At 76.9% G+C, this 24,604-nt stretch carries 16 protein-coding genes; 4 read left to right on the top strand and 12 right to left on the bottom strand.

The genetic code is table 11. The features are described 5' to 3' along the window. The first annotated feature begins 107 nt into the window (after window positions 1-107). Complete coding sequence (ptsP, locus tag D7318_RS01940; protein ID WP_120695035.1) at window positions 108-1,796, top strand: phosphoenolpyruvate--protein phosphotransferase; 1,689 nt, start codon at window positions 108-110, stop codon at window positions 1,794-1,796. A 17-nt stretch (window positions 1,797-1,813) separates the two neighbouring features. On the opposite strand, the gene D7318_RS01935 is transcribed toward ptsP, so the two are convergent. Together D7318_RS01935 and D7318_RS01930 are read right to left on the bottom strand one after the other, a co-directional pair. Then, entirely contained in the window at window positions 1,814-2,722 is a 909-nt protein-coding gene (locus D7318_RS01935; protein ID WP_120695034.1) for a hypothetical protein, read from the bottom strand. A gap of 31 nt (window positions 2,723-2,753) precedes the next feature. Beyond that, the gene (locus D7318_RS01930) at window positions 2,754-4,790 is read right to left on the bottom strand and encodes an acetoacetate--CoA ligase (RefSeq protein WP_120695033.1); all 2,037 of its coding nucleotides are present in this window, start codon (window positions 4,788-4,790) and stop codon (window positions 2,754-2,756) included. 188 nt (window positions 4,791-4,978) lie between these two features. Here D7318_RS01930 and D7318_RS01925 point away from each other — a divergent pair, with 188 nt between their 5' ends. Continuing rightward, window positions 4,979-5,695 carry a M15 family metallopeptidase gene (locus D7318_RS01925; protein WP_120695032.1) on the top strand — a complete coding sequence of 239 codons (717 nt, stop codon included), beginning with the start codon at window positions 4,979-4,981 and terminating at the stop codon, window positions 5,693-5,695. Between the two features lie 187 nt (window positions 5,696-5,882). Here the strand turns inward: D7318_RS01925 and D7318_RS01920 are convergent, their stop codons facing one another. Continuing rightward, window positions 5,883-6,311, bottom strand: coding sequence for a roadblock/LC7 domain-containing protein (locus tag D7318_RS01920; protein ID WP_120695031.1), 429 nt, complete (start codon window positions 6,309-6,311; stop codon window positions 5,883-5,885). 29 nt (window positions 6,312-6,340) lie between these two features. Further along, window positions 6,341-8,764, bottom strand: coding sequence for a sensor histidine kinase (locus D7318_RS01915; RefSeq protein WP_120695030.1), 2,424 nt, complete (start codon window positions 8,762-8,764; stop codon window positions 6,341-6,343). Window positions 8,765-8,991: 227 nt separating this feature from the next. Here D7318_RS01915 and D7318_RS01910 point away from each other — a divergent pair, with 227 nt between their 5' ends. Beyond that, complete coding sequence (locus D7318_RS01910; RefSeq protein WP_408055432.1) at window positions 8,992-9,276, top strand: hypothetical protein; 285 nt, start codon at window positions 8,992-8,994, stop codon at window positions 9,274-9,276. 30 nt (window positions 9,277-9,306) lie between these two features. Here the strand turns inward: D7318_RS01910 and D7318_RS01905 are convergent, their stop codons facing one another. Genes D7318_RS01905 through D7318_RS01890 form a run of 4 tightly spaced genes read right to left on the bottom strand, consistent with a single transcriptional unit; the run spans window position 9,307 to window position 18,958 of the window. Continuing rightward, window positions 9,307-13,971, bottom strand: coding sequence for a hypothetical protein (locus tag D7318_RS01905; RefSeq protein ID WP_120695028.1), 4,665 nt, complete (start codon window positions 13,969-13,971; stop codon window positions 9,307-9,309). A gap of 44 nt (window positions 13,972-14,015) precedes the next feature. After that, window positions 14,016-14,921 carry a hypothetical protein gene (locus D7318_RS01900; RefSeq protein ID WP_120695027.1) on the bottom strand — a complete coding sequence of 302 codons (906 nt, stop codon included), beginning with the start codon at window positions 14,919-14,921 and terminating at the stop codon, window positions 14,016-14,018. Next, on the bottom strand, window positions 14,918-16,429 hold the full coding sequence (locus tag D7318_RS01895) for a hypothetical protein (protein ID WP_183091231.1): 1,512 nt from the start codon (window positions 16,427-16,429) through the stop codon (window positions 14,918-14,920). Before D7318_RS01895 ends, D7318_RS01900 begins: the two co-directional genes overlap by 4 nt. Window positions 16,430-16,489: 60 nt before the next feature. Continuing rightward, window positions 16,490-18,958: a SpoIIE family protein phosphatase gene (locus tag D7318_RS01890; RefSeq protein WP_120695025.1), complete on the bottom strand. Its 2,469-nt coding sequence runs from the start codon at window positions 18,956-18,958 to the stop codon at window positions 16,490-16,492. Between the two features lie 183 nt (window positions 18,959-19,141). Here D7318_RS01890 and D7318_RS01885 point away from each other — a divergent pair, with 183 nt between their 5' ends. Next, window positions 19,142-19,612: a Crp/Fnr family transcriptional regulator gene (locus tag D7318_RS01885; protein ID WP_120695024.1), complete on the top strand. Its 471-nt coding sequence runs from the start codon at window positions 19,142-19,144 to the stop codon at window positions 19,610-19,612. A gap of 18 nt (window positions 19,613-19,630) precedes the next feature. On the opposite strand, the gene D7318_RS34535 is transcribed toward D7318_RS01885, so the two are convergent. The 4 genes from D7318_RS34535 to D7318_RS01865 form a co-directional block, all read right to left on the bottom strand. Continuing rightward, window positions 19,631-20,593, bottom strand: a complete 963-nt coding sequence (locus D7318_RS34535) for an SGNH/GDSL hydrolase family protein (RefSeq protein ID WP_120695023.1) — start codon at window positions 20,591-20,593, stop codon at window positions 19,631-19,633. Continuing rightward, entirely contained in the window at window positions 20,590-21,756 is a 1,167-nt protein-coding gene (locus D7318_RS01875; RefSeq protein WP_183091232.1) for a glycosyltransferase, read from the bottom strand. Before D7318_RS01875 ends, D7318_RS34535 begins: the two co-directional genes overlap by 4 nt. After that, complete coding sequence (locus D7318_RS01870; protein WP_120695226.1) at window positions 21,753-22,883, bottom strand: glycosyltransferase family 4 protein; 1,131 nt, start codon at window positions 22,881-22,883, stop codon at window positions 21,753-21,755. The genes D7318_RS01875 and D7318_RS01870 overlap by 4 nt, the downstream gene beginning before the upstream one ends. A 102-nt stretch (window positions 22,884-22,985) precedes the next feature. Continuing rightward, a complete protein-coding gene (locus tag D7318_RS01865) occupies window positions 22,986-24,425 on the bottom strand; it encodes a HEAT repeat domain-containing protein (protein ID WP_120695022.1) in 1,440 nt (479 codons plus the stop codon). Window positions 24,426-24,604: the final 179 nt, after the last annotated feature.

The following is a 24,604-nucleotide window of genomic DNA, read 5'->3' as shown; positions in this document are numbered from 1 at the left end:
CCGGTCGTCCGGGGCCGGGGGCGGGGCGCGAAGTGGGGTGGACCGGGCGGATCACCTACCCTTTGACATGGCGCACCGCCCGAACGTGGCGGGCCGAGGCGGGTGACATGGAGACCAGGCTCCGCGGTGTCGGCGTCAGCCACGGTGTGGCGATCGGCGAGGTCAGGCAGCTGGGCACGGCCGTGCTCGAGCCGCCGGCCGGGCAGACCTCGGCGCGCGAGGCGCCGCACGAGCTGGGCCGGGCCCAGCGGGCGGCCGAGGCCGTCGGCGCCGACCTGGTGGCCAGGGGCACCCTGGCGGGCGGCGAGGCCCAGGCGGTGCTCGAGGCCCAGGCGTTGATGGCCCGTGACCCCGAGCTCATGGCCGACGTGGCGCGCCGGATCGGCGTGGGTGCCACGGCGGAACGGGCGGTGAGCGACGCGTTCGCCGCGTACCGGGGGCTGCTCGCGGGCGCGGGGGAGTATCTCGCGGGGCGGGTCGCCGACCTCGACGACGTGCGCAACCGGATCGTCGCCCGGCTGCTCGGCGTCCCCGTGCCCGGCGTGCCGGACAGCGACGAGCCCTATGTCCTGGTCGCGCGCGACCTCGCCCCCGCGGACACCGCTCTGCTCGATCCCTCGTTGGTGCTCGGCTTCATCACCCGGGAGGGCGGGCCGACCAGTCACAGCGCGATCCTGGCCCGCGCCATGGGGGTGCCCGCCGTGGTGGCGCTCGCGGGCGCGGAGGACCTGGCCGAGGGCGCCGTCGTGGCGCTGGACGGCGGGACCGGCGAGGTCGTGGTGAATCCCAGCGCCGAGGAACGGGCCGCGATGACCAGGACCGCGGCCGACCGGCGGGCCGCGGCGGCGGCCGTGGGGCCTGGCGTCACGTCGGACGGCCACCGGGTGCCGCTGCTGGCGAACATCGGCGGCCCTGCCGACGTGCCGGCCGCCCTGGCGGCGGGGGCCGAGGGCGTGGGCCTCTTCCGCACGGAGTTCCTCTACTTCGGGCCCGAGGGCGCGGGGGGATCCTCGGGGGCCGAGCCGCCGGACGAGGAGACGCAACGGGCCGCGTACCGCCAGGTGTTCGAGGCGTTCCCCGAGGGGCGCGTCGTGGTGCGCGTGCTGGACGCGGGCGCGGACAAGCCCCTCCCCTTCCTTCGGGGCGCCGACGAGCCCAACCCCGCGCTGGGCGTGCGCGGCTTGCGCGCCCTGCTCGAACGCCCCGACATCCTGGACACGCAGCTGCGCGCGCTGGCCTCCGCCGCCGAGGGGCTGCCCGTCCGCGCCGAGGTGATGGCGCCGATGGTCGCCGACCGGGCGGAGGCACGGGCGTTCGCCGTCGCGTGCCGGGCCGCCGGGCTGCGCGCCGAGTGCGGCGCCATGGTGGAGATCCCCGCCGCGGCGCTGCGGGCCCGCGCGCTGCTCCGTGAGGTGGCGTTCCTCTCGATCGGGACCAACGACCTGGCGCAGTACGCCTTCGCGGCCGATCGGCAGCTGGGGGCCGTCGCCAGGCTCCAGGACCCGTGGCAGCCCGCGCTGCTCGACCTGGTGGCGGCCGCCGCCGAGGCCGCGGCGGCGGAGGGCAAGGGCTGCGGGGTGTGCGGCGAGGCGGCGGCCGACCGCCAACTGGCCTGTGTGCTCACCGGACTCGGCGTCACCAGCCTCTCCATGGGCGCCTCCGCGATCCCCGGGGTCAGGGCGACGCTGGCGCGGCACACCCGCGCGCAGTGCGGGCGCGCGGCCGCCGCCGCGCGGGCCGCGGACAGCGCGGACGACGCGCGCGCCGCGGCCCTCGCGGTGCTCTCGGGGGAGTGAGCCCCGGGGGCCGCGGCTCATGGCCCCTGGCAGTCGGTGGGTGGAAGGGCGGGCGCCGCGCGATAGGCCACGCCGTGCTCGGGCGGAACGGGCTCGCCGGTGAGGACATCCGTGCAGTACGCCGCGAACACGCCGCCCTCGGTCAGCGGGATCAGCCGCCCGTCCCGCACGCTCCAGCCGCGCACCTCCTCGCCCCGGTGCGGCGGCTCGGCGTCCGGGTCCGCGGCCGAACGCAGCACAAGACCGCCGGGATCGCCCGTCGCCAGGCCGACGGCGAGGAGCGTGCAGAGCACCAGCGCCTCCGGCTCGGCCATCTCCAACGAGCCGTCAGCGCCGCGCACCGCGCGCACGGAAGCGGTCAGCGGGCCCGGCTCGGTGATCAGGCTGCACACCACGTGGTGCGTCCCCGGCGGGACCCACTCGAGCGCCGCGGCCAGCAGGCCCGCCGCCCGTCTGAAGGCGCAGCGCGACTGCGGGGCGCCGCAGCGGGGGCAGGGCCCGGCCGCGGCCAGCAGATCCGTGCCCACCTCCCAGGTCTCCCAGCGCATGTGCTCGGCGAGCAGCTCAGGGACCAGCCGGTCGAGCGGCTGCCCGTCGTAGGCCACCGTCGGGCCGCGCGCGGCGATCTCCGCGGTGTAGCGCGCGCGGGCGGCCTGGCTGTCGGGTGACAGGCGCTCCCGCTCGCAGAAGTCGGCGAAGCCGACCGGGTCGAACAGGGCCACGCTCGTGTGCCCGTGACGGCGGGCCAGCGCGCGCAGCAGCGCCTCGGTGCGCCGCAGATAGCTGGGATGGTCGGTGAAGCGGAAGCTGCCGTACCCGCGCATCAGCGCGAACGCGGCCTCGTCGGCGATGACCGCGACCGTGCCTGCCGACTCCCCCAGCGGAACGGCCGCGCGCCGCGACGCGCGCCCCGTGGTGTGTGCCATGACTCCCCCTCGACGGATCGAAAGCGTTCGATCACCGAGAGTAGTCGCCGCCACTGACAGTGGCCCGTTCGGCGGCCAGCTTCTCGAAGAAGCCGAGCAGCCTGGGGTCGTCGACCGAGCCCGGGTTGACCGCCGAGGTGAGCGCGGCGCCCTGGAGGAGGCGTTTGACGGGGACCTCGAGGCGCTTGCCCGTCAACGTGTGCGGGACGCCGGGGATCTCGATGATCTCGTCGGGCACATGACGCGGGGAGAGCGCGGACCTGATGGCGGCGCGGATCCTGGCGCGCAGCTCGTCGTCGAGCGCCGCGCCGTCGGCGAGCGTGACGAACAGCGGCATCCAGTAGCCGCCGTCCGGCTCCTCGACGCCGATGACCAGCGACTCCCTGATCTCCGGCAGCCGTTCGACGGCCTCGTAGATGTCGGCCGAACCCATGCGCACCCCCTGCCGGTTGAGCGTGGAGTCGGAGCGGCCGTGGATGACGACCGTGCCGCGTGAGGTGAGGGTCGTCCAGTCGCCGTGCCGCCACACGCCGGGGAACATGTCGAAGTAGCTGTCGTGGTAACGGCGTCCTCCGGGGTCGTTCCAGAAGGAGATCGGCATCGACGGCATCGGCGCGGTCACCACGAGCTCGCCCACCTCGTCGACCAGGGGGGTGCCGTCGGGCCCGAAGGCGCGCAGGTCGGTGCCGAGCCCCGGGGCCTGCAACTCCCCCGTCCAGACCGGGAGCGTGGGCACGGCGCCCGCGAAGCAGCTGCACACGTCCGTGCCCCCGCTGACCGACGCGATCCACAGGTCGTCGCCGACCTCGTCGTGCAGCCAGCGGAACCCGTCGGGCGGCAGCGGCGAGCCCGTGGTGGCCACGCAGCGGGTGGCGGACAGGTCGAGGTCGCGCCGGGGGTGGACGTCCGCCTTGGCGCAGGCCATGACATACGCGGCCGACGTGCCGAACAGGGTGGCGCGCGTCCGCTCGGCGACCCGCCACTGCGCGCCGGTGTCCGGATGGCCGGGGCTGCCGTCGTAGAGCACCGCCGTGGTGCCCGTCAGCAGCGCCGAGACCAGGAAGTTCCACATCATCCAGCCGGTGGAGGTGTACCAGAACAGCCGGTCCCCCGGGCCGAGGTCGCAGTGGAGGCCGATCTGCTTGAGGTGTTCGAGCAGGATGCCGCCCTGCGACTGCACCAGCGCCTTGGGCAGCCCGGTGGTGCCCGAGGAGTACAGCACCCACAGCGGGTGGTCGAACGGCACCCGCTCGAACTCCGGCTCGACGTCGGAGCCGGTCAGCGCCGCCCACTCGAGCGCCCCCTCGGGCGCGGCCGAGCCGAGCAGCGGGATGTGCACGGTGGCCCGCAGCGTGGGCAGCCCCTCGCGCAACTCGGCGACCGTGGCGGCGCGTTCGTGGACCTTCCCGCCGTAGCGGTAGCCGTCGACGGCGAACAGCACCACCGGCTCCACCTGGTGCACCCGGTCGAGGACGCTGCGCGCGCCGAAGTCGGGGGCGCACGACGTCCACACCGCGCCCACCGCCGCGGTGGCGAGCAGCGCGACGACGGCCTCGGGGATGTTGGGCAGATAGCCGCTGACCCGGTCGCCGGGCCGCACGCCGAGCTCGCGCAGCGCCGCGGCGAGCGAGCCGACGCGGCGGCGCAGCTCGGCCCAGCTGATCGGCTCGGGCTCGTGGCGCTCGTCCACGGCGAGCAGCGCGGGCTCGTCGGCGCGCGCCGGGTCCTCGCCCGTGCGCAGGGCGTGCTCCGCGTAGTTGAGGGTCGCGCCGGGGAACCACTCGGCGCCCGGCATCGTCCGCGCGCCGAGCACCGCTCCGTACGGCGTGGCGAAGCGGACGTCGAACCACTCGGCGACCGCGCGCCAGAACGCCTCCAGATCCCTCACCGACCAGCCGTGCAACGCCGCGTAGCTCGCCGCCGCGTCCCCCTCGACGGGCGCGGGGGCGCCGTGCCGCTCGGCGGCCCAGGCGTGGAAACGGGTCAGCCGCGCGGCGGAGGCCCGTTGCGCCGAGGGCCGCCACAGCGGCTCGGGGGCGGACGGCGGTGCGGACGTGGGGACAGTCATGGCGCCTCCCGGCGGGTACGCGTGGCACGGCTGAGCAGACGATGCCACCAGACGCGGGCGCGCACCAGGGTGGCGCCAGGGTCAGGCCGGGGTCAGGCCGGGGCCGCGCCGGGGTCGCGCCACCCGAACGCCGGGCAGCCGGGCCGCGAGCGCCTGCGGGCGCCGCGGGCCGCTGGTAGGAGTGGTGTGTGCGCCGCCTCACCGCAGCTCTCTGGCTGGTCGCGCTGCTGGGCGGACTCGCCGCTTCGGGGGCGCCCGCGGCGGCCGGGGCCAGGGCACCCGACGCGTTCGTCGACCTCGCCGACGTGGCCCCCGGCATCCGGCAGGAGATCCGCTACGCCACGCGCGACAACTTCACGGGGCGCGTGGTGGACGGCTACCGCGAGCCGGTGTGCCTCCTCACGCGGGACGCCGCGCTCGCTCTGCGCCGCGCGCATCGGGCGCTGGGCGAGCGGGGGTTCGGGCTGCTGGTGTACGACTGCTACCGGCCGCGGCGGGCCGTGGAGTCCTTTCTGCGCTGGGCGGACGACCCCGACGCGACGGGGCGGCGCGAGGAGTTCTATCCGAGGGTGCCCAAGGACCGGCTGTTCGACGAGGGCTATCTCGCCGAACGCTCGGGGCACAGCCGCGGCAGCGCCGTGGACGTCACGCTGGTGCGGCGCTCGGGTCGCCAGGTCGACATGGGGACGGGCTTCGACTTCTTCGACCCGCGCTCGGCCCCCTCGTCCGACGACGTGGACGACGAGCAGCGGGAGGCGCGCGCCCTGCTGCGCGCGGCGCTCACCGCGGAGGGCTTCGCGCCGGTGGACACCGAGTGGTGGCACTTCGCGCTCGACGACGAGCCGTTCCCGAGGCGGCAGTTCGACTTCCCGGTGGACAGGAGCGCGCTCTCCGGCGGCCGTTGACCGCCCGCCGCCCTGACCGCCCGCCGCCCTGGCGCCAGGGACGACGGCGGTCCGGAGCCACCCCCGTCGGTCCCGGGCCGCCGCCGTCATCCGCATCGACGTGACGCGGCGGCGAACGGTTCGCGCCCGGTCGGCGTTGTCACCTGTTCGGGACACGAGCGCGGCGGACCCGAGAACAAGCGGTCGGTCAGAAGGCGTTGCCGGGAATGGTGCGCGGCGCGGTGGACAGGGACGAGCCGAAGCTCTGCACCAGGAGCGTCATCTCGTAGGCGACCGTGCCGATGTCGGCGTCCGACTCGGCGAAGACGGCCAGCGCGCTGCCCGACCCGGCCGCGGCGACCAGCAGGAACGCGTCGTCGAGCTCGACCAGGGTCTGCCGGGCCGAGCCCGTCTCGAAGTGCTGGCCGACGCCTCTGGCCAGGCTGTGGAAGCCGGAGGCCACCGCCGCCAACTGCTCGCCGTCCTCCCTGCTCAGCGAGCGCGAGGCGCCTCGGGGCAGCCCGTCGGCTGCCAGGACGAGGGCGTGGCGGATGCTGGGCACGCGCGTGACCAGCTCGTCCAGGAGCGCTCCGATCTGCCTGCTCTCCTGCGGGCTCCCGGCCTCCGGTGCGGTCATCGGTCCTGCCTCACGGTGATCTGGGTCTCTTAAGGGCGGGCCAGGGGCGGGGAGTCGTCCCCGTCCGGTTCGCTCTGCTGACGGCCGAGCCGCCAGCCGCGTTGCAGGGCGGCCATGCGGGACCGCACCTGCTCGGCGTCGAGCTCGGGTGGTGCTTCGGCCTCCCGGGTGGAGCCGGGGGCCGGAACGGAGGCGGCGGGGGCGACGGGCCCCGCGGGGGCCGCGTGCCGGGCGCGGCGCGGCAGCCCCGCGCCCGTGGTGCCCTCGGTCCCGGGGCGCTGCTGCCGGTGGCGGGCCGGTCCGCGCGCCTCCTGCTCGGCCTCGGGCGGCGGGCCGACCGTGCGGCCGTGGTCGGAGACCAGCACGGGCGCGGCCCGGCGCTGGGGCAGCCGAGGGAGCGGGGTCACCGTGTCGGGCTCCTGGGCCGCGGTGTGCTCCACGGGAGGCTCGGCCGCCGGGTCGTGGTCGTCGGGGCCGACGGGGGCCTCGAGCTCGACCGGGCCGTCCATCGGGCCGTGCAGGAGCGCGGGGCGGTGCGGGGAGCGCGGGAGCCGCTCCCGCTCGGGCGGCTCCTCCGCGGTCTCGGTGAGCAGCTCGCCCGGGATCAGGGTGACGGCGGTGGTGCCGCCGTAGGGCGAGTCCCTGAGCGCGACGCGTATGCCGTGCCGGTCGGCGAGGCGCGAGACGACGAACAGGCCGATCCTGTCGGTGTGGGACAGCTCGAACTCGGGCGTCTCGGCGAGCCGTTGGTTGGCCTCGCGCAGCGCCTCCGCGGTCATGCCGAGGCCGCGGTCGTGTATCTCCAGGGTGAAGCCGTGCGGGACGCGCTCGCCCGTGACCTGCACGGCGGTGTGCGGCGGGGAGAACACCGTGGCGTTCTCCAGGAGCTCGGCGACGAGGTGGGTGAGGTCGGCGACCGCTCCTCCGGTGACGGCCAGCGGGGGCAGCCGGTGGATCTCGACGCGCTCGTACTCCTCGACCTCGTCGACGGCCGCCCTGACCACGTCCATCAGCTGCTCGGGCTTGCGCCACTGCCGCGCGGGGGCCGCGCCCGAGAGGATGACAAGGCCCTCGGCGTGCCGCCGCATGCGCGTGGCGATGTGGTCGGCGCGGACGAGGTCGGTCAGCTCGTCGGCCGTCTCGGTGCGGCGCTCCAACGCCTCGAGCAGGCCGAGCTGACGGTGCAGCAGGACCTGGTTGCGCCGGGCGAGGTTGACGAACACCTCGGAGACGCCGCGGCGGGTCTCCGCGCGCTCGACGGCGGCGGAAACGGCCTCGCGCTGAAGGGTGTTGAGGGCGCGGCCGATCTCGCCGACCTCGTCGGGCGGGTACTCCAGGCGCGGCGCCTCGGTCTCCACGTCCACGTGCTCGCCGACGTCGAGCCGCCGCATCACGCCGGGGAGCCGCAGCTCGGCGGCGTCCCTGGCCTCACGGGACAGGGCCTGGAGGTCCCGGTCGAGGCCGCGCCCGACGCGCAGCGCGACGACCGCGGAGACGACCACGGCCACCAGGCCGACGCCGCCCACCAGGACGGCGCGCCACACGGCGCCGGTGACGGCCGGGCCCGTGTCCTCGTCGGCCGCGCCCCTCGCCTCGTCGGCCAGCTCGCCCAGCGACTCCAGGGCGCCGGTGGCCGCGTCGGCCCAGTGGTCGGCGGGAACGACGGGGGCGCCGCCCTCGAGCAGGCCCTCCTCGGTGGTGACCAGGATGCGCCCGCGGCCGCTGTCCCAGAAGCTCTCGTGGGCCTGCCGGTCGTCGACCGGGAGGTCGGGCAGGAACGTCTCGTACGCCGTCTCGCGCCTGACGATCCGGGTGTCGATCCCGCGCAGCTCGGAGGTGGTGACCACGCCAGCGGCCAGCGCGCCCGCCGCGAGCGCGTCCTCCTGGGACAGGTGCTCGCGGGCCTGGGCGAGGCCGACGACGGCGCGGAACCGCCGGTCGTTGTCCGCTCCCGCGCCGGGGGGGAGGACGGCGAGGAGGCCGAGGCCAGGGCCGGTCACGCCGCTGTAGGCGTCCAGGAGGTCGGGGCGGTCGATGGTGTTGCTGTCGACCTGGTCGCGCAGCTGGTCGAGGTCGTCGAGCGCGGCGAGCAGCGCGTCGAGGCGCTCCTCTCCCGTGCCGCCCAGGTCGCCCCTGCCCCGGCCCGCCGCGTCCCTGAGCCCGGCCATGGCCTCGTCGGTGGCGGCCCGCAGATCCTGGAGGCGGCTCAACTCCTCGGCCCTGCGCGGGTCCCCGAGGTGGAGCAGCGACTGGCGGCGCTCCGCCTGCACCGCGCCGATCACGCCCTGCGTGGGCCCGGTCAGGAAGTCGGCCGCGTCGGAGGCGGCGAGGGCGGACCGGGCGTCGGACACGGTGATGAACGTCGCCACCGCCCAGACCGACACGAGCGACAGCAGGGGCACCAGCATCAGGGCCGCCGTCCTGCGTCGCACCGATGTGCCGCGAAAGCGCATGCCCTCCCCTTGGGTTCTCCCGGCGAGCCGACGGCGGTCACCGACACCGTCCGGCAGCGCGAGCCTACTACCGGTCGGGCGCGCGCTCGCCTATCACCCGGGGATCGCCTGGAGTTGACTCGACGGGGCGCTCGTCCTGGGGCGTCCTGACCCGGCCCGCAAGGCGTTCTACCATGTGGGACGGAGGACATATCCGCGCATCTCACCTGACAGGGAGCGAAGGCGGAGTGTATGCGAGACCCCGCATGCCGGACACGGTCCGCACCGCAGCGGTGCGCGCCGTCATCATCATCGCACTGACGCTGACCCAGGTCGTCGTGGTGCTCCTGTGCACCCTCGCCGGATCCTGGCTGGCGTTCCCCATGGTGCTCTCCTCGGTGGCCAGTACGTTCGTGGCGACCTGGGCGGTGCTCGACATCTGGATCACGCGGCAGGCGTGGCTCCAGCGCAACGGTGTGGTGTCGGCGCCGAGCAGCGCGGCGCGGCGGCGCCCGCTGGCCCGCCGCCGCTGAACGGGCGGGTCGCCGCGGGCCGTTCGGCCGTCACCGCCCCGGCTCGTCCGCGGTGGCGGCGGGACGGCGGAAGACGCGGGTGGCGGTGATCTCGCCGTGCACCGGCTCGGCCGCCCGCTCGCGCGAGGGCAGCCCGGGGCGCAAGTGCTCCTCGACGCTGATGTACTTGAGCCCCGCGCGGAGGTCCGCGTCGTTCCGCAGGCGGATGACCAGCGGGAACTCCGCGAGCGCCGTCGTGTCGAACAGGCCCGTGGTGTACAGCAGCTGCACGCCCAGGGCGTCGGCGACCGCGCGTTGCAGCTCCAGGAGATAGGTGGCGTTGGCGCGGCCGATGGGGTTGTCGAGGAACAGGGTGCCCGCGTGGCGGTGGCGGTCGCGGCCCCGGTCGTTCCCCCTGAGGGCGGCCATCGTGCAGTACAGCGCGATGGCGGCGGTGAGCAGCTGGCCGCCGGAGAACACGTCGCCCATCTGCCCGACGGGGACCCGCTCGGCGCGCAGCACCGCGTCGGGCTTGAGGATCTCGACCTGGACGCCGCGCGGGCCGAGGGCCGCGTGGACGCCGCGGAGCAGGAGCGACATGCCGTCACGGCGCAGGTCCGCGTTCTTCCTGACGGCGGCGCGGGTCGTCTCGTCGACGACCTCGCCGAGGCGCTCGGTGAGGGTGGCCTGGTCGGGGTCGTCGAAGCGGATCCGCAGGAACTCCTGGCCCGACCACTCGCCGAGGCCCTCGGGGAGCCGGGAGAGCCGCTGGGCCGAGCGCAGCGTGTCGAGCGAGGACTCGACCAGGCCGCGCAGCCGGTCGACGATGCCGTCCCGGTTCCGCTCCAACTGGGCCAGCTCGTCGGTGAGTACGCGCAGCCTGGGGGCGAACGCCTCGGCCCAGGCGGCGGAGTGGGCCGGGAGTGCGGCGGTGGGCAGCTCCCTGATCTGCTGGCGGGCGGGGGTGCGGACGTGCTCGAACCTGGTGGCGTTGGCGTGCCGGACCAGGCGGTCGGCGGCCTCCCTGACGGCGGCCTCGGCGGCGGCCAGGCCCGCGGCGCGTGACCGCAGGTCGCGGCGGGTCGCGGTGGCGATCTCGCGGGCCTCAGCGAGGGTGCCGCCATAGGGTTCGGGCGCCGCGGGCTCGGGCTCGCCCGTGGCGGCGTCGGCGGGGGCCTGGCCCGGCGGGGGGTCGCGCAGCAGGTCGCGCAGGAGCGCGGCGATCTCGTCGAAGCCGCCTGCCGCGTCCTGGGCGGCGCGGTGGTCGGCCGACAGCTCCTCGTGGGTCTCGCGCGCGGCCTGGAGCGCGGCCTCGCGCGCGGCGACGTCGGCGGTGGCGGCCCTGCACAGCTCCCTGGCGCGCTCGGCGTCGGCGGGGACCAGCTCGTCGGGCAGCTCGATGTGGGCGCCGCCCTCGGCGGGGGCGAGCCGCTCGGCCTCGCCGCGCAGCCGCCCCAGCTGCTCGCTCGCGGTGGCCGCGCGGCCCTCGATCAGCTGGACCAGGGCCTCGGCGCGGGCGGCCGCGGCCTGTCGTGACGGGCCGTCGGCGCCCTCGGTGCCGTCGAGGAGGCGGGCGGCGCGCGTGCGCACCTTGTTGCTCAGGCGGTCGAGCGCGGCAAGGGCGGCGCTCTCGTCGCCCTCGGCGCGGGCCTGCTCGGCGCGGAGGTCGGCGCCGACGCCGACCTTCTCGTAGAGCTGGGAGGCCGAGCGGTACGCCTCGCGCAGCGCGGGCAGCGACGCCTCGGCCCTCGAGGGGGCGGGCGGCTCGGGGTCCTCGGGGGCGCCGGTGACCTCGGCGCGCTCGGCGCGCAGGGCGCGCGCGGTCCGGCGCGCGTCGTCGGCCGCGCGCTGGACGCCGCGGTGGTCCTCGTCGGCGGCGCGGGCGCGGTCGAGGCAGGCGGCGGATCGGGCCTCGGCCTCGGCGGCGTCGGCGGTCAACTCCCTGACCCTGGCGGCCCAACGGGCCCGCTCGCGCAGCCGGGAGGCCAGGCCTGCCAGGGCGTCGGCCGAGCGGCGGGCGCGCTGGGCGGCCTCCTGCCGGTCGTCGCGGGCGGCGGCGGCCTCGGCCGCGGTCTCATCGGCGGCGGCGCGGGCGGCGGCCGCGTCGGTGAGGCGGCGGGCGGCGGCCTCGGCGGCGGTCGCCGCGGCCTCGGCGCCCGCGGCCAGCTCGGCAAGGCGCCCCGCGGGGCAGCCCGCGCGCCACGACGCGAGGCGGGCGGCCAGGCGGCGGTCGGCGGCGATCCCGGCGGCCAGCGCGCGGATGTCGGCGTCGCGCGCGGTGGCGCGCTCGCGCAGGGCGTGGCGCTCGGCGTCGGCGGCGCGCTCGTCGTGCATCGCGGGGTTGGGCGGGACGAGGAAGACGCCGCTGTCCTGGCCGCCGGGCGGCGGGGTGGGGGCGAGCAGCGCGGCGGCGGTGCCGACGGCGACGGCGGAGCGGGGTAGCAGCGCGGCGGCGCCGAGCGCCTCGCGGGCGCGGGCGTGGCTGTCGGGGTCGGTGATGATCACGCCGTCGACCAGCTCGGGGCGCGCGGCGAGCACGGCGGCGTGGTCGACCGGGTCGACGGCCTGGGCGAGATAGCGCCAGCCCGGCAGCGCGGGGATGCCGTGCTCGCCGAGGAACTCGACGGTGGCCAGCACGTCGGGCCCCGGCGGCAGCAGCCCGCCGTCGCCCAGGGCGCCCAGGATGCGGGAGTCGTCGGCCGCGGCGGTCCGCAGGTCGAACAGGCGGCGCTCGGCCGTCGCGACGGCCTCGTCGAGCAGCTCGCCCAGGGTCTCGGCGGAACGGTCCACCTCATCGGCGCCGAGCGGCGCCTGGCCGCCCGCGGCCTCGGCGCCGTCGGGTCGCTCGCCCGGCGCGGGTGCGGGGGCGAGGCCGAGCAGCGTGGCCAGGCGCTCCTCGCCCGCGAGGGCGGCGGCCGCGCGGTGCTCGGCCGCGTGGGCCGCGTCGGCGGCCTGGGCGGCGTCGGCGGCGCGGGCCGCGGCCAGCTCGGCGGCGGCGTGCTCCGCGGCGGCGGCCCTGGCCTCTTCGGCGGTGCGGGCGGCGGTCTCCCTGGCCGCCTCCCACGCGGCGACGGCGGCCTGCTCGGCGTCGCTCGCGGCGAGCGCCGCGCGGGCCGGGTCCGCGTGCGGGCCCGCGCCCTCGAGCCAGCCGGCGCGGACGGCCTCCGCGGTCTCCTGCTCGACCTCGGCGAGGCGTTGACGCAGGTGCTCGGCCTCGCTGCGGGCGCGTTGGGCCTCGGTGGCGGCCGCGGTGGCGTCGCGGTGGGCGGCCTCGGAGTCCGCTCTGAGGGCGGCGGCGCGCTCCTCGCCATCGGCCGCGACGCCCTCGCTCGCGGCGGCGGCCGCGTGCAGGGCGCGCACCAGCGCGGCCGCCGCCCGGCCACGGGCGGCCAGGGCGGGGGCGGCGTCCCGCTCGGCCTCGCGGATCGCGGCGGCGACGCGGGCCGAACGGTCGGCGGCGGCCCGGTGGGCGAGGACCGTCTCGGCGGCCTGCCAGGCGGCGTGGAGGGTGCGGGCCTCGCTCAGCTCCCTGCGCTGCGCCGCGGCGCCCTTCTCCGCGGCGGCCAGCGCGAGCGACGCGTGCCTGAAGTCCAACTCGGCGGCAGTGCGGGCCGCGTGGGCCCGCGAGCGGTCGGCGTCCGAGGCCGCGGCCGCGGCGGTGGCGACGCGGGCGGCCAGCTCGGCGGCGCGGGACCGCTCGGCCAGGCCCCTGGCGGTCAGCCGCCGGGCGAGGGCGCGGGTGCGGCGCTCGGCGGTGCCGTGCACGGCGCGCGCGGACTCGCGCTCGGCCGCCGCCTCGGTGACGCGGGCCAGCAGGTCGAGGGATCCCGCGGTGAACTCCCGCTCCGCGGACAGCTCGGCGCGGCGGCCCAGCTTGTGGGCGAAGCCGTGCACGAGGTCGGCGAGCCCGTCGGTGTCGCGGGTGTCGGTGACGGCGCGCAGCAGCAGGTCGGTGAAGTCCGAGTCGTTCTTCACGGAGAACAGGCCCGCGGCCTCGCCCTCGTCGGCGTTCATCTCGCGCTGGTACCTGAACAGCTCGGGGTCGAGGCCGAGGCGGCCCAGGTGGTCGACCCAGCGCTCGTGGACCTCCTCCCAGACGACGTCGAGATGGGGGTAGGACCTGCCCGTCTCGGTCAGGACGTCGCGGAAGCCCTTCATGGTGCGGCGCCTGCCCCGGGCGCCCGACGTGCCGTCGGCGGCGTCGGGGCGGGGGCGCAGCACGGTGGACTCGGCCACGGGCAGCGAGTCGAGGCTCATGCCGGGGCCAGGGCGGAACGAGTACCACGCCTCGGCGAACCTGCGCGGGTCGCTGCTCACCTGGCGTCCGCGCCACTCGCTGACCTTGCCGACCACGACGGTCTCGCCGGTGAGGGTGTGCTGCCACTCCAGGGCGACATGGCCGCAGTCGTCGGCGAGCAGGAACTTGCGGAGCACGCCCGAGCTCGCGCCGCCCAGGGTGTTGCGGTGGCCGGGGAGCATCACCGAGAAGATCAGCTTGAGCAGCACGGACTTGCCCCCGCCGTTCTCCAGGAAGAGGACGCCCGCCGGGGCAGGGCGGCGGGGCGGCCCGACGGGCTCGTCCTCGAAGAAGTCCGCCTGGGTGGGCGCGGGGCTCGGCACGGGATCGCCGACGTCGCGCAGGTCGAGCACGGTGTCGGCGTACCGGGCGCCGGCCGGCCCGATGGAGTAGAGGCGGATCCGGGACAGCTCGTACATGGCGGGTCTCTTCGGGGTGTGCGCGGGCGTGGGTCGGACGTGGGTCAGCGGTGGAACGGAAGCCCCGCCCCGTCCACCAGGTCGAGGGAGTCGTCGGTCGCGGCCGGGACCAGGGAGCCCGAGCCGTCGTCGGTGGGGACGACGCCGAGGGCGAGCAGCTCGGACATCGCGGCGCCCGCCGCCATGTCCCTGACCTGCAACTGGTAGCGCGCGGTGGTGCGGTACGCGCCCCCGGCGTCGTCGCCGGTGCGCTGGAGGAAGCCGGAGTCGGCGAGGAACGCGACCGCCTTGCCGACGATGCCGGTGGTCGAACCCGCCAGCCTGCGGGCGTCCTTGGTGGCCCCGGTGGCGCTGCGGCGGTCGAAGACCCGCCAGGCTGCCTCGAGTCCGGGGGCGTCGGTGGCCGGGTCGGTGATCTCGCCGTGCTCGGCGGCGCGCTCCGCCAGGCGGCGGCACGCCTGGCGGACGAACGCCTCCACGCCGTTGACCGTGATCCGGCCGAGGTATCCGTCGTCGGCGAGGTCCTCGGGGCGGGGGAACGCAAGGGCGGCGACGGCGAGATGGGCCAGGCCGTGCAGAAAGCGGTCGGCGGTGTCGGCGGTGGCGCGGCGGGCGTACTCGCCCATGCGGACGGCGAACACGGAGTCGTCGGCGGCGGTGACCGCCATCCCGGCGCGCGGCGAGACCTCGAGGACGACGAGCCCGAGCCCCGTGGCGACGGCGTCGGCGACCCTGGCGAACGCGGGGTCCTCCTGGTAACGCCGCAGGAGCCCGGCGTACTCGGCGTCGCGGGCCGGGACCAGCTTGGGCTGGAGGCCGAAGGAGACCAGGCGCGCGGCGTCGGCGGCGTCCGCCGGGGTGAGCGGGCGCGGGCCCTCGGCGCGCCGGTCCCCGGCGCGCGTGCCGTCGGCGGGGGCGTCGGGGCGTGGCTCGGTGCGGCTCTCTGTCATGGGGCTTCCTCGTGTGCGGCGTGCTCGACCCGGCCGAGCAGGGCGGTGCCGACGATCAGGTCGGCGCCCCCGAAGCCGGGGTCGGCGAGCGGGGTGCCGTCGTCGACGGCGAACAGCAGCCGGGACTCGCCCTGGCGGTGCGCGGTGCCGACCGGCGGGCTCGCGGCGTGCACGGCGAGCAGCGCGACCAGGTGGGGCAGGTCGGGGTCGGCGCGCCGCGCGTCGGCGAGCAGCCCGGAGAGGCGGCGGGGCGCGTCCTCGGGGAGCTGGAGCAACTCGAGGGCGGCGGCGAGCTGTTCGTCGCTGAACCGGCTGTCGTCCGGGGTGGCGACGAGGTCGGGCTCCGGCAGCTCGGCGCCCAGGTGCTCGCGGGGCGTGGGCGGGGTGAGCAGCAGCTCGACGAGGTCGGCGACGCGGACGGCGCCCGGCGGGCGCGGTCCGGTGCCGCGGGCGAAGAAGGCGTCGGTGACGCGGGTGGCCCGCTCGACGGGGAGGGGCAGCAGCGGCGCGAGCAGCTGCCCGTACAGGTCGGTCCCCGCGCGGGCGGCGGGCGCGCGGAACGCCTGCCGGTCCTGCTCGGCGCGGAAGAGGGGCCCGGCCTCGAGCAGCCTGCTCTGGAGGCGGGTGTGGCGGCGGATGCAGTCCTTGACGATGTCCACCAGCTCGGCGGCGCGCAGCTTGTGCCCGGTGTCGACGGCCTCGTCGCGGGCGCGGCGGATGTTCGTCAGGATGGCGTTCTCGTGGCGGTACCGGTCGGCGATGTGGTCGAGGGCCTCGGTGATGAGGTCGGGGACGGTGTGCAGCCAGTCGACGGCGCGGACGTCGCGCCTGGTGGTCTCCAGGGTGCGGCGCAGCGTCTCGGCGTACTGCACCGTGCGGTAACGCGCCTGCTCGGCGGCCAGCTGGGCGTCGGCGAGGCGGCCGCGGCTGATGAGCACGTCGAGCTTGACCTCGGCGGCGATCTGCGCGCTGGTGACATCGGTGTCGAGGGCGCCCACCAGGACGTTGACCGCCTCGTCGGTGGTGCGCAGATAGACCGCGCCGCCGGGTCCCGGGACCTCCTCGATGAGCTTGAAGTCGTAGTCCCTGCGGACATAGGCGCCGTCGGGGTCGAACGTCCCGTAGACCGCGCGGAATCCGCGGTCGACGCTCCCGACGTTGATCAGGTTGTCCAACACCCAGCGGGCGACGCGCTCGTGCTCGGTGGGGGGACGGCCGGGGGCCTGGGCGGCGACGCGGGGCAGCAGGCGGGCGATTATCTCCTCGTGGTCCGCGCCGGTGTCGAAGTCCATGCTGAGGGTGACGTGATCGATCGCGGCGAGCGCCACCTCGGCCATGGCGTAGGTGCCGTACTCGCCCGCGAGGTTGGCCTTGCGGGCGTCGAGGTCGTGCAGCGGCGCGGTGCAGGCGAGGGCGCGCAGCCGACGGGCGAGTCCTTCGTCGGCCGCCGGTCCTGGGGCGGTCCTCGCGGGGGTCGGGGAGCTGGTCGTCCGGGCACGTACGGTCACGAGCCACACCTTAGGCGTTGCCACTGACAACGCCGCCCGGCGGCCGACCCGGTGACGCCCCTACCGGTCGGCCTGCTCCATCAGCTGCTCGGTCCAGATCGTCTTGCCCGAGACGGTGTAGCGGCTGCCCCAGCGGTGGGCGACCTGGGCGACCAGGAACAGGCCGCGGCCGCCCTCGTCGGTGGGGCGGGCGCGGCGCAGGTGCGGCTGCGTCTCGCTGGGGTCGGAGACCTCGCAGATGAGGGTCTTGTCCCGGATGAGCCGGAGCCCGACGGGGCCGCCCGCGTAGCGGATGGCGTTGGTGACCAGCTCGCTGACGATCAGTTCGCTGGCGAACGCGTGCTCGGCGAGGTCCCAGTCCTTCAGCCGGGTGATGACGGCGTCGCGGGCCCGGCCCACGGCGGCGGGGTCGGCGGGGAACTCCCAGTCGGCGGTGGCGTCGTCGGGCAGCGCGTGCACGGTCGCGGCGAGCAGCGCCACGTCGTTGGCCGGGGAGCGGTCGGGCAGCAGCGCGTCGAGGACGGCGCGCCCGACCGTCGCGGGCGCGTCGCCCGCCGCGGCCGACGCGGTCACCCGGTCGCGGAGCAGGGCGAGTCGGCGCGCGCGGCCATGGGCGCCGCCTGCCCGGCCCTCCCCGGATCGGGCGACGAGCTGCTCGCTGAAGAACAGCAGCATGCTGCCGGGTTCGAGGCGCAGCCTCGCCGTCTCGAACGGGGGGCCGCCGGTCCCGAGGGAGGGTCCTGGCTCGAGGGTGACGTCCCTGGCCGGGCCGCCGGGCTCCGCGACCACGGGTGGGACGCGCCCGGCGGCGGCCATGGCGCAGTGCCCGGTGACGGGGTCGTAGACGCAGTACAGGCACGTGGCGCCGATGGCGCCGCCGCGCGTGCCGTCCGGGTGCGGCTCGACGTCGGCGAGGCGGATGGCGAGGTCGTCGAGGCGGTTCAGGAGCTCGTCGGGGGCGAGGTCGAGGTCGGCGAGGGTCTGGACGGCCGTGCGGAGCCTGCCCATCGTGGCGGTGGCGCTCAGCCCGTGCCCGGCGACGTCGCCGATGACGAACGCGACGCGCGCGGAGGAGAGCGGGATGACGTCGTACCAGCTGCCGCCGATGCCCGCCGCGGTGGCCGCGGGCACATAGCCGCCCGCGGCGCGCGCGGCGCTGAACGCGAAGTCGGGCTGGGGCAGCAGGCTGCGCTGGAGGCTCTCCAGGGTGCGGTGTTCGCGGGTGTAGCGGCGGGCGTTGTCGACGCTGAGCGCGGCGCGTGAGCCGATCTCCTCGGCCAGCTCCGCGTCCCAGTCGCCGAACGCCGGGCGCTCGGGCGAGCGCCACACGGCGAGCGAGCCGAGCACCTGTCCCCTGGCGCGCAGCGGGATGGCCATGCGGGAGCCGTGCTCGTCGGGCAGGAGCCCGCCGTCGTCGGCGTCGGGGCGGGCGTCAGGGGCGTCCTCGACGGATCCGGTGCGCAGCTCGGTGACCTCTTCCTCGCGCAGGGTGCGCACCTCGGGCGTGGAGTGGTCCGGCGGGTGGTGGATCCGGAACGTCGCGCCGCAGGCGTGCGCCCCCGGCGGCCACGCGCCGTCGGCCGCCTCGGCGGCGACCCGGCGCACGGGCGCGCCGTGGTGGACCGCGCCGGGCTCGTCGCCGGTGAGCAGCGCCTCGGAGAGGTCGACGGCGGCGAGGTCGGCGAACCGGGGGACGAGCACGCGGGCCAGCTCCTCCGCGTTGCGGGTGACGTCGAGTGAGGGGCCGATGCGCTGGGCCGCGTCGTGCAGCAGGTCCATCCTGCGGTCGGCGAACCGCTGTTCGGTGATGTCGCTGAAGATGCTCAGCACGCCGAGCGGGCGGCCCCTGGTGTCCTGGAGGCGGAGCGCGGACCTGGCGAGCAGCCGCTCCCGCTGCGGGGCGGCCTTCAGGCGCCCCGAGTGCTCCCACTGGATGAGCGGCTCGCCGACGGCGGTCACGTGGCGGAACCGGTCGAGGGTGGCCCGGGCGTCCTCGGCCACCAGGATGTCGTCGAGCGCGGCGGGGAGGGTGAACCCCCGGGGCGCGTCGGTGGGGCGGGCGACGCCCGCGGGGTCGCCGTTCATGCGCGTGATGCGCAGGTCCGCGTCGTGGATGGCCAGGCCGACCCTGCTCTGCGAGAACAGCGCCCGCATCAGCGCGCGGTTCTCCTCCTGGCGGCGGGCCGCGTCGCCCGCGGTGAGGGCGACGAGCTGGCGGGGCGCGCGGTCGGGCAGCAGCGGGAAGACGTCGATCCGCACGTCGGCGCTCCTGCCGTCGGGGCGGCGCAGGGTCGCGAAGCCATGTCCCACCTCGTGGACGTCGGTCAGCTCCTCCAGGTCGGCCCACACCTCCGGCTCGCCGACGAGGTCGGAGAACCGCATGCCGCGCAGCTCGCCGGGGCGGCGGCCGATCAGCCGCTCGGTGCTCGCGGTCCCCGTCAGGATCCGGCCGTCGCGGTCGAGCAGCAGGAGGGCGGCGGCTCCGCCGAGCGGGCGGTTGAGGCGCCCCGGGTGCGGGATCGCGTTCACATTCCTCCTCGGCCACGCGGCGCCCTTCGCCTCCCCCTGAGCCCCCACTGTCCAGGACACGGGGGCGCGCGGCGACTTCACCTGCACCGTTCCGGGATGCGGGAATGGGCCGTTCGGGGTCCAATGGCAGGACGGGGCACCGGCAGGACGAGGGCACCGGCGGGACCGGGAGGAGGCTCGGAGATGACGGCTCCACGGCGGCTGCTGCGCGTGCTCCCCGCCGAGTACCGCGACCGGCTCATGGAGGTGGCCTCCGAGGTCTCGTTCGCGCAGGGGGAACGGATCTTCGAGGAGAAGGGGCGGGCCGACGAGTTCTGGATCCTCCGCTCGGGGACGGTGACGCTCGACCTGCGCCTCTCGGGAACGCGGCCGACGGCGGTGTCGTCCCTCGACTCGGGCGATCTGCTGGGCTGGTCCTGGCTCTTCCCGCCGTACGAGTGGGACTTCGGCGCCGAGGCGCTGAGCCCCGTGCGGGCCTACCGGTTCGACGGCGCGGAGGTGCAGGAGCTGTGCGACCGCGACCCGGCGTTCGGCTACGCGCTGCTGCGGGTGATCGTGGAGATCCTCGCCCACCGGGTGCGGGCGGCCCGGACGCGCCTGCTCGACCTGTTCGCCCCGCACGCCGGTCGGACGGGAAAGGGTTTCGTCTTCTGAACGCCGCGATGGCCGTGGCTAGTCGAGGATCCCCAGGGCGCTCTCCTCGGTGGCCGGGGGCGGGACCGCGGCCGGTGCGCGGGTCGGGGCGGGGGTGGGTGCCCTGGGCGGGCCCGCCGTGGCGCGCAGGGCGTCGCGGGTCGCCTCCCTGGTGGCGCGCTCGAGCGTCTCCAGCGTCCCGGCGACGCGGTGCCTGGTCTCGACCAGGGCGAGCCGCGCCAGTCCTGGCAGCAGGTCGGTGGAGCGGGCCGCCACCCAGCGGGTGCCCCGGGTGGCCAGCCACCAGGCGCTCGCCGTGGGCCTGGGCGGCGGCTGGTCGGCGAGCGGCGAGGGCGGGCGGCCCGCGGCCAGGCCGCGCGCCGCGAGGCCCACGTGGAACTCCCTGGCGAGCAGCCGGTGCCCCAGCTCGCTCGGGTGCAGCCGGTCCACGCTCCAGGCCGCCTTGTCCGCGACACACGGGTGGTCCGCGAGGTGGGCGTGCACGGCGTCGTAGCGCCAGGAGAGGTGGTGCACCACGTCGTTGAGCGCCCGCATGCGCCGCGCGAGGGGCGCGGTGACGGCGCGCGGCAGCCGGAGCATGCGCCCCGGGTCGGGGAGGCACGCGGTGAGCACCACGGCGCCGTCCGCGGTCAGCGCGCCGATGGCCCTGTCCAGGTCGCGGGCCGTGCGGGCGATGTCGAACGGCGAGCGCAGCGTGTCGTTGCCGCCGACGATGACCGAGGCCACCCGTGGCCTGTGGGCCAGCGCGGCGGCGAGCTGGGCGCCCGCCACATCGGCGGAACGGGCGCCGCTGCGGGCCAGGTTGACCGTGCGGACCGCGCCGCCGGGGGGCGGCAGCCCCTCGGCGAGCAGCGGCACGAACCCCCGCCACCGCGGCCCCGCGCCGCCCGACGCCCTGGGCAGGGGGTCGCCGAGGCCCTCGGTGAGGGAGTCGCCGAGGGCGACGAGGCGCGCGCCCCGGTGCTCGGACTCCCCGTTCATCGCTCGCCGCCCGCGGTGGCGCGGACGCGCGGGGCGTCGAGGGCCGTGAGGAACGCGTCCACCGCGGCGCGCCACGGGAACTCCTCCGCGCGGGCGCGCGCCGCCGCGCGCCGGTCGGGCTCGGGGCGGGCCAGCAGGCGGCGCACCCCGTCGGCGAACGAGCGGCCCGTGCCGTCGGCGCGCGTGCCCGCCGTGCCGAGCAGGGCGGGCACCGCGGACCTGGCGCTCGCCACCACGGGGGTGCCACAGGCCAGCGCCTCCATGGCGGCCAGGCCGAACGTCTCCGCGGGGCCCGGGGCGAGCACGACGTCCGCGCTCGCCTGGAGGACGGCGACGTCCGCGGGGTCGCCGACGTGCCCGGCGAAGGCCACGGGCAGCCGCTCGGCCCTGGCGCGTTCGCGGAGCCTGCCGCCGAGCGGGCCCTCGCCCGCGATCACCAGCGCGGCGTCCGTGCCGCCGCGGCGCAGCTCGGCCAGGGCGTCGAGGGCGAGCCCCGGGCGCTTCTCCGGGGAGAGCCTCGAGCACATCGCGAGCAGCACCTGGGCGCCCCCCGCCAGCTCGTCCCGCAGCGCGCGGTCGCGCAAGCCCGGGCGGCAGCGGCGCAGGTCGACGCCCAGGGGGGCGCGAACGACGTTGCGCGCGCCGACGCGCCGGAACTCGCGCTCCGCCCACTCCGTGGTGCAGATCACGCGCGTGTAGGCGTGCGCCGTGCGGAGGTTGAGGCGGTCGGCGGCCCTTCGGCACAGGCTCTCCGGCAGGCCCCAGGTGGCCAGGACGCCGTCGACGCTCTCGTGGGAGACCATCACGGCAGGCACCCGGTGCCGCCTGGCCCACTCCCCCGTCCACCGCAGCGTGGTGCGGTCGGAGACCTCGAGGCGGTCGGGGGCGAGCTCGGCGAGCAGCCGGGTCAGCCGCGGCCTGTCGGTCAGCACGCGGTAGCCGCCGGTACCGGGCAGCACGCGGCCCGGCAGCGTGATCACCCGTCCCTGCCCGGTCATCACGTCCCCCGCGCTCTCGCCGGGGACCACGAGCACGGGCTCGTGCCCGGCCTCGGCGTAGCCCGTGCCCAGCTCGCGCAGCGCGGTGCGCAGGCCCCCCGAGGCGGGGGCCACGAAGTTGGCGAGGCGGACGACGCGCAGCCCCGCACCGTTCCGGCCGCTCACCTGACGGCCACCGCCCTGGCGTCGAGCACGCGGCCGTAGTGGCCGATCAGCTGGTCGCCGACGGCCTCCCACGTGCGGCCCGCCACGGCGGCCAGGCCCGCGGCGGCGAGGCGGCCGCGCCGCGGGGCGTCGTCGCGCAGCGCGGCGACGGCACCGGCGACGGCGGCCGGGTCGCGGGGCGGCACCAGCAGGCCCGTGACCTCGTGGTCGATCAGGTCGAGCGGCCCGCCGACGGCCGGGGCCACCACGGCGACGCCGCTGGCCTGGGCCTCCTGGACGGTCTGGCAGAACGTCTCGAAAGGGCCGGTGTGCACGAACACGTCGAGCGACGCGTACACGCGGGCCAGGTCGTCGCCGGTGCGCCGGCCGAGGAAGTGGGCGCCAGGCAGCGCGGCGCGCAGGGCGCCCTCGCTCGGCCCGTCGCCGACCACCACGACCCGCACACCGGGCAGGGCGGCCGCCTCGGCCAGCAGCTCCACGTGCTTCTCGGGCGCCAGCCTGCCGACGTAGCCGATCAGCTGCTCGCCGCCGGGGGCCAGCTCGCGGCGCAGCCCGGGGTCGCGCCGGTCGGGCGTGAAGCGTTCGGTGTCCACGCCCCTGCCCCACAGCGCGACCCGGGGAACTCCCCTGGCCTCAAGGGCGTTGAGCGAGGCGGTGGAGGGTGCCAGGGTCAGGTCGGCCGCGGTGTGCACGGCGCGTATGCGCCGCCAGGCGGCCAGCTCGCCCGCGCCCAGGTAGGTGCGGGCATAGCCCGCGAGATCGGTCTGGTACACCGCGACGGCGGGGACGCCGAGCCGCACGGCGAGGGAGGCGCCGCGGGCCCCCAGGACGAACGGGCTGGCCAGGTGCACGACATCGGGACGGTGAGCGGCCACCGCCGAGGCGAGCTTGCGGCTGGGGAGGGCGACCCTGACCTGGGGATAGCCGGGCAGCGGGAGGGAGGGGACGTGCACGACGGGAGCGGGGCCGTCGTGGCGGGCGCGGACGCCGGGGGCGGGAGCGGGAGCGGGGGCGACGACCAGCGGGTGGTGGCCGCGCCGCGTCAGGTGGCGGGCGGTCTCCAGCGCGCAGCGGGCCACGCCGTTGACATCGGGAGGGTAGGACTCGGTGATGATGGCGACTCGCATCGGGGAGGTGCGCATAGGGCAGTTGTCACCGGCGTCGGCGTGCCCCCGCCCACATCCGTATGTCCGTTCGGGAAACGTCCCATGAGCATCACCGCCAGGGGCTCATCGGCCGCCCGCGCGACCCGCGAGACGCCCCCGCACCGCGGTCTGCACCCCGGCCTGCTCCGCCGGGTCGGTCGCGAGCCGCCGCAGGCGCTCGACGACGCGGCTGTCCACCGTGGTCGCGCAGCGGGCGCCGACCTCGCGGGTGTCCTCCTCGCAGTCCCACAGGCACTCGACGGCGAACCCCGCCGGGAACGAGCCGTCCGTGGCGGCCAGCGCGGTGGCCGTGTGGCCGCGCAGATGGGAGGACGACGTCTCGCGGTAGACGTGCCGCAGCACCGGCACCGCGCCCGGCACCGCGAGCCGCCCCACGCCCTCGACCAGCGGCCGCAGCTCCCGCGCGTCGGTGCCGTGGGTGCGCACCGCGCGGTAGAGCGCGGCCAGCACCAGGGGCGCGTCCCGCGGTCCGCCGCGCCCGGCGAGCAGGACGGCGGCGCACGCGCCGAGGTCGTCGGCGCGCTCGGCCCACAGCCGCGCCCTGGCGAGCGCGGCGGCCCCGCGCATGCGGGCGAACGCCGTGACCGCGGCCGTGGCCACGTCCTCGTCGGCCGCCACCGCGCCCGCCTCGATCAGCGGGAAGACGTCGGGGTCGCCACGCTCGGCGAGGTGCCGCAGCGCGGCGGCGCGGGCGGCCGGGTGTCCTTCGGCGGCGGCGGCCAGCAGCGTGCCGCGGTCCTCGGGGCCCGCGACGGCGCCGAGGCAGCGCGCGGCCGACGCCTCGCGCCACTGCCGCGGGGTCTGCTCATAGCCCTCGCGGGCCCACTCCAGGACGGAGGCGACGCTCCACCCCGGCTGCGGCCCCGTGGGGCGCAGCTGCCGCTGCCAGCGGTCGAAGTCGCCGTGCTCCAGGGCCCGTTCGAGGCGGGCGCGCTGTCCTGGCCGGGCCGGGTCGCCGGCCCACAGGTGCCAGGGGCGCGGCTCGAACGAGTCGCGAACGGCCCTGGTCAGGGCCGCCTCGCCCGCCGCGTCGGCCGGGAAGCGGGCCAGGATCCGCGGGCCGAGGGCGCGCAGCCCCGCGTCGTCGTCGCGGACGGCCAGCTCGTCGAGCGCCCAGCGCCAGTTGGCGCCCGAGACGGCGTAGCGGCGCAGCAGCCGTAGCGCCCTGCGGTCGCCGTACGACGTGAGGTGGCCGAGGACGGACAGGGCGAGCCCGGTGCGCTCCTCGTCGTCGCGCAGGGCGTCCTCGGGATCGGTGAGGTGGGCCTCGACGGCGTCGAGGTCGGCGCCGAGCTCCGCGTAGAGGCGGGCGTAGTAGAGGGAGCGGTGCTCCAGCTGCCAGTCCTGGCGGGGATCGTGCAGCACGCAGCGCTCGAGCGCGGCGACGGCCTCCGCCCTGGGGGCCGCGAGGGCGTGCAGCCACCCGTCGCCGCGCCCTCGCTGGAGGAGCCCGAGGAGGGATCCGCTGGGCGCTATGTCTGTTTCGGTCGGACTGGCGAACATATGAGTCAGCATCCGGTGCGTGCGATGAGCTGGCAACGGGATTTCCGTTGGGCGGGCTCCTTGCCGGTCACAGCCGTTCTACACCTTCCACACGGGAACCGCCGCCTCGGGCGGCTGAATCTCTCACCGGAAGGGGAAGGCTGTGCAACAGTCTGGAGTCGTCCGCTCCGACCGCTCGG

The sequence above is a fragment of the Streptomyces radicis genome (assembly GCF_003626575.1).
Lineage (GTDB): Bacteria > Actinomycetota > Actinomycetes > Streptomycetales > Streptomycetaceae > Streptomyces > Streptomyces radicis.
This window is presented reverse-complemented; position numbering and strand designations above follow the sequence as displayed.